General features: G+C 35.8%; 3 protein-coding genes. All 3 read left to right on the top strand.

The window, feature by feature from the left end; genetic code table 11:
* The coding region (locus AC061C_RS15360; protein WP_478291898.1) for a T9SS type B sorting domain-containing protein at window positions 1-470 on the top strand (470 nt) is incomplete at its 5' end.
* 35 nt (window positions 471-505) lie between these two features.
* On the top strand, window positions 506-1,432 hold the full coding sequence (locus AC061C_RS15355; protein WP_478291897.1) for a PorP/SprF family type IX secretion system membrane protein: 927 nt from the start codon (window positions 506-508) through the stop codon (window positions 1,430-1,432).
* Between the two features lie 14 nt (window positions 1,433-1,446).
* Complete coding sequence (locus AC061C_RS15350; protein WP_478291896.1) at window positions 1,447-3,405, top strand: OmpA family protein; 1,959 nt, start codon at window positions 1,447-1,449, stop codon at window positions 3,403-3,405.
* Window positions 3,406-3,958 lie beyond the last annotated feature (553 nt).

The following is a 3,958-nucleotide window of genomic DNA, read 5'->3' as shown; positions in this document are numbered from 1 at the left end:
CCTATCAAGGAGTGTATCGATTAACACAAGCCGATATCAATTTAGGAAGTGTAACCAATCAGGCCCAGGTAACAGGAGTCACACCTCTTGGTGTCATAACTAGCGATTTATCCGATGATTCAAATAATCTTAGTGATAGGCCAACTGTACTAGCTATTCAAGGATGTGTAATTGAAGTGTTTAATGCAGTAGCTCCAAATGGAAACGGTGACAACAAAGTTTTCCGCATCAGAGGTTTAGAATGTTATGCTGATAACACGGTAGAAATATACAACCGTTGGGGAGTATTGGTATTTGAAAGAGCAGGATACAACAATGACGATAGAGCTTTTAGAGGAGTTTCAGAAGGTAGAGTTACAGTAAAACAAGCGGAAGAGTTACCTGAAGCAACCTATTATTATATTTTGAGATATAAAGATAACGCAGGAACAAGTTTCGAGAAAGCAGGATATTTATACATTAATAGGTAATCAATCTAAATTTCTTAAGTCTAAAATAATAGAATATGAAAACAAAATTTATACTAATGTTGCTGTTACTCTCGGGTACTATAAATGCGCAACAGGACGCTCAGTTTACACAGTACATGTACAACACCATAAACGTGAATCCCGCCTATGCGGGATCACGTCAAGCGTTGAATATTTTTGCCTTACATCGTACTCAGTGGGTAGGACTTGATGGAGCACCTGTGACCAATACGGCCTCGATTAATACTCCTATAAAAGATACAAAACTAGGTTTAGGAGTGTCGATAATTAATGACAGGATTGGTCCTTCGGACGAGAACAATTTAGCGGTTGATTTTTCCTATTACATCAATACATCAGAGGATTTCAAGCTCTCTTTTGGACTGAAAGCATCAGCAAACCTTTTGAATATCAATTTTGATAAATTGAATCAGTATGATCCCAATGATTATAGTTTTGAGAACAATATAGACAATAAGTTTTCACCTAATATAGGTGTTGGACTTTACTGGTATTCTGATAATACCTATATAGGTCTCTCTGTTCCTAATTTATTAGAGACAAAACATTTTGATAAATATGCCGGAGTAGGAGCATCTACTTATATTGCGAGAGAGAGAGTGAATTATTATTTAACAGCAGGTCACGTGTTTGATTTAGATTATAATCTAAAATTCAAACCCGCCATTATGACCAAGCTCGTGCAAGGTGCGCCATTACAAGTAGATTTATCAGCTAACTTTTTAATTAATGATAAGTTTACCATTGGAGCAGCATATCGCTGGAGTGCCGCATTAAGTGGCATGGTTGGATTTCAAGTGTCTGACTCCTGGTTTATCGGATATGGGTACGATATGGAAACCACACGACTTGCTAATTTTAATTCCGGATCACATGAGATATTTCTCCGTTACGAAATATTCAAAAGTTATAACAAAATCACATCACCTAGATTCTTCTAATTTAATATAACGTTATGAAATTAAGCGCTAAACATTTCGGATGCTGTGTAGTTTTTTTAGTATTCACAGTAGTGGGATATACTCAAAAAAAAGGTGTGATTACTGCAGATAAAAAATTCGACAATTATTCTTACGTTGATGCAATAGCTACTTATGAGAAAATAGCAGCGAAAGGCTATAAAGACGAAAAAATGTTTCAAAAACTAGGAGACTCCTATTACTTCATAGCCGATTTGATCCAGGCAGAGAAGTGGTACTCAGCACTTTTTGAGATGAATGCCTCCCAAGAGCCTGAGTACTATTACAGGTATTCTCAATCTTTAAAAGCAGTAGGAAACTATGCTAAGGCCGATAAAATGTTAGAGCAATTCATAGCAAAATCAGCCACAGACCAGCGTGGAAAACTTTTTGCGAGTCAGCGCGATTACTTGAATGATATAAAGGAAAATTCAGGGAAATACGAAATTTTTGATGCAGGGATCAACTCTCCGTACTCAGATTACGGTAGTGCTTATTACAATAACACCTTACTTTTTGCGTCGGCACGAGATACTGGTGGGGTAGCTAAAAAAGTGTTCAAGTGGAACAATGAATCTTTTACCAATTTGTACAGCTCTCAGATTAGTTCAGATGGTAGTATGGACAAGCCAGAGGTGTTCCATAAAAACATCAACAGTAGGTTTCATGAGTCTACACCTGTTTTTACCAAAGATGGTCAAACCATGTATTTTACGCGTAATAATTATCTAAATGGGAAAAAGCAAAAAGACAGCAGACGTGTTATATTACTTAAACTCTACAAAGCCACAAACGAAAACGGAAAATGGGTAAATGTACAAGAATTACCTTTTAATAGTAATGAATATAGTGTAGCGCATCCAGCTTTAAGCGTAGACGAGAAAACCTTGTATTTTGCATCAGACATGCCAGGTACTAAGGGATTATCAGATCTTTTTAAAGTTAGTATCAATCCAAATGATACTTACGGCACGCCAGAGAATCTAGGGTTGCCTATTAATACAGAGTCAAGAGAAACCTTCCCTTTTATCTCACATGATAATAAGATGTATTTTGCCAGTGATGGACATCCTGGATTAGGCGGATTAGACGTATTTGTTATGGATTTATCCTCAAAAACTCCAGGCAGTACCATAACAAACATAGGGACACCAATAAACAGTACCCAAGACGATTTTTCATTTGTGATAGATGCAGAGAATAAAAAAGGATTTGTGACTTCCAACAGAGAGGGTGGTTTAGGATCTGATGATATTTATAGATTTAATAAATTTCCTGTTCCTGCTTGTAATCAAGCACTTCAAGGAGTCATCAAGGATCAGGATACAGGTTTAGTCTTGGCAAATGCTAAGGTAAGTTTGTTTGATTCTAATTTCAATTTAATCAAAGAAATTACAACTGCATCATCAGGGGACTATACTTTTGAGGTTGAATGTGGGGAAACGTATTATTTACGTGGAGAAAAACCAGAATATGAAACCAAAGAGAATAAGCTTGTAATAGCAAAAGTATCTGGAGTAACACAAGGCCCATTGGCTTTAGAGCCACGAAAAAAAGCAATTGATGTAGGAACAGATTTAGCTAAAACCTTAGATATTCCGATTTTGTATTTTGATTTAGACAAGTCATTCATTCGAAAAGATGCAGCTTTTGAGCTAGAAAAAGTACTAGCAGTCATGCAAGAATACCCAAAGATGACAATAGACATTAGATCACATACAGATTGTAGACAAACGGTTGCCTATAACCAAGCACTATCCGATAGAAGAGCTAAAGCAACTAAGGCATGGTTGATTAAAAACGGTATAGCTGCCAATAGATTAACGGCCAAAGGATACGGCGAATCACAGCTTGTAAATGATTGTGGATGTGAACCTACGAACCAATCAAACTGTACAGAGGAGCAACACCAATCCAATAGAAGAAGTGAGTTTATTATTGTTTCTATGCAATAAACCTTATCAAAACAACAAAAAACTAAAAAGGCTATCCATAAACTTGGATAGCCTTTTTTGGTGGTTGATCAATTGAAAATATAAAACTATTGGATACGGTTTGATTAAAAGATAAATTGCCAATTTTTACGCTATATAAAATACTGACTGAATTGGATTAGATCCAAAAAGGTATATAAATTTTGATACTAATGAGCTTGATCTTGTAACGGGTTCCTAGCTTTTAATTTCATTCAGAGCATGCTATAAGTCATTCATTCGCACATCATCTACTTTAGAAAGATTTGGCTTAGGGTTGTTACTTTCTCTTGTAATACTAAGCTTATGTATTTTTTATATCTCTTAAATGGACTCCCTTGCAGGACGGTTTTTCATGTAAAAAACCCGCTGATACGAATACCAGCGGGAATTAAAAAAACAAACCACTTAAAACTAATCAATTATTTTCTGTCTATTCTGATGGCTACATTTCCGGATACTTTTGTATCCTCAATTTTAGCTTTTGTACCATTTGTTCTGTAATAGTAATGGTCATCATCATTATCATCATCAC

It is taken from the genome of Flavobacterium sp. GNP010 (assembly GCF_056428945.1).
This window is presented reverse-complemented; position numbering and strand designations above follow the sequence as displayed.